This window comes from Caulobacter sp. P1_B12_2, from assembly GCF_056406675.1.
Genome location: NZ_JBFTZS010000649.1, coordinates 1 through 1,816 on the forward strand (window position 1 = coordinate 1; position 1,816 = coordinate 1,816).

A 1,816-nucleotide genomic window follows, 5' to 3' on the forward strand; every position below is an offset into this window, starting at 1 on the left:
GGGCAGGGGACCGTGGGGGGCGGGAAAGGTGGAGTCGCGCGGCGCGCCCCCGGGGGAAGGTTTCCTTCTACACGGCGTGTTCGCGTGGGCACAACCGCTCAAGTCAGGCGGGAAAGAGGCGTTCGTCCGCAATCGACCGTCGCGGCGCCGACACCCTTGACGATTGGTGCTTTTCTTCGGTTCGGGTTTGCGTCAATCCAACAGGCTGAAGGTCCTGCTAGGGCTCCATCGGTTTTCAGGAGCGCGTCATGCGTATCGAGTTCGTCACCGCCGACACTCAGGCCGGCGCCAACGCCGCCCTGGCCGTCCTCGCCTACGAGGCGGCCGCCCTGTCGCCCGAGGCCAAGGCCGTTAACGACGCGACCGGCGGCGCCCTGGCCCGCGCCGTCGCCGGCGGACGGTTCACCGGCGCCAAGGGTCAGACGCTGGACCTCATCGCGCCCGCCGGCCTCGAGGCCGCCCGCGTGCTGCTGGTCGGTGTCGACGGCGACGGCGCGGTCGAGCCCGAGACCGTCGAGATCGCCGCCGGCCACGCCTTCCAGGCCCTGAAGGCGTCCGGCGTCACCGAACTGGTCCTGAAGCTGGGCGGCGACGCCGAGACAGCCGCCCGCGCGGCGTTCGGCGTCAAGCTGGCCGCCTATCGCTTCGACAAGTACCGCACCACCGAAAAGGCCGAGAAGAAGCCGTCGGTCAGCGTGGTCAAGGTGGCCGCCGCCGATCCGGCCAAGGCGCAGAAGGCGTTCGCCGCGCTCGAAGCGGTGGCCGACGGCGTCCTGTTCGCCCGCGACCTGGTCGCCGAGCCGGCCAACATCCTGCACCCCGAAGAGTTCGCCGCCCGCGTGAAGGGGCTGGAGACGCTGGGGCTGGAAGTCGAGATCCTGGGCGAGGCCGACATGGCCAAGCTGGGCATGGGCAGCCTGCTGGGCGTCGGCCAGGGCAGCCGGCGTGAGAGCCAACTGGTGGTGATCAAGTGGACCGGCGCGGCGGACAAGTCGGCCCAGCCGGTGGCCTTCGTCGGCAAGGGCGTCACCTTCGACACCGGCGGCATCTCGATCAAGCCGGCCGACGGCATGGAGGACATGAAGTGGGACATGGGCGGCGCGGCCGCCGTGACCGGCGTCATGCACGCCCTGGCCGGCCGCAAGGCCAAGCTCAACGCCATCGGCATCCTGGGCCTGGTCGAGAACATGCCCGACGGCAACGCCCAGCGTCCCGGCGACGTGGTCACCTCCATGTCCGGCCAGACCATCGAGGTCATCAACACCGACGCCGAGGGCCGCCTCGTTCTGGCCGACGCCCTCTGGTATTGTCAGGACCGCTTCAAGCCCAAGTTCATGATCGACCTGGCCACCCTGACCGGCGCGATCATCATCTCGCTGGGTCACGATCTGGGGGGGCTGTTCAGCAACAATGACGGCTTGTCGGAAAAGCTCCTGGCCGCCGGCAAGGCCGAGCGCGAGCCGCTGTGGCGCATGCCGATGCCTGCCGCCTACGAAAAGCAGATCGAAAGCCCGATCGCCGATCTGAAGAACATCGGTGGTCGCCCGGCCGGTTCGATCACCGCGGCCCTCTTCCTGCAGAAGTTCGTCAACGGCGTGCCGTGGGCGCACCTCGACATCGCCTCGGTGGCCTGGAAGAAGCCTTCGACCGACCCCACCGTCCCGGACGGCGCGGTCGGCTTCGGCGTGCGCCTGCTGAACCGCCTGGTGGCGGACGCGTACGAAGGCTGACCTTGACCGCCGCGCTCTGCGACATCTGGTTCTACCACCTCGAGCGCAGTCCCTTGGAAGAGGTGCTGCCCGGGCTGCTGGAAAAG

General features: G+C 69.1%; 1 protein-coding gene and 1 pseudogene. Both read left to right on the forward strand.

All coding sequences use genetic code 11. The annotated features are described in order from the left end of the window. The first annotated feature begins 248 nt into the window (after positions 1–248). Positions 249–1,730 (forward strand): leucyl aminopeptidase, encoded by a 1,482-nt coding sequence (locus tag AC1DZ6_RS24470; RefSeq protein WP_477099701.1) that lies wholly within the window; start codon positions 249–251, stop codon positions 1,728–1,730. Positions 1,731–1,732: 2 nt separating this feature from the next. After that, positions 1,733–1,816 (forward strand): annotated as a pseudogene (locus AC1DZ6_RS24475) (DNA polymerase III subunit chi); the annotation flags it as partial.

Bases quoted from the DNA above. Each gene is read 5' to 3' on its own strand.
- AC1DZ6_RS24470 (WP_477099701.1), top strand. From the start codon at position 249: ATGCGTATCGAGTTCGTCACCGCCGACACTCAGGCCGGCGCCAACGCC.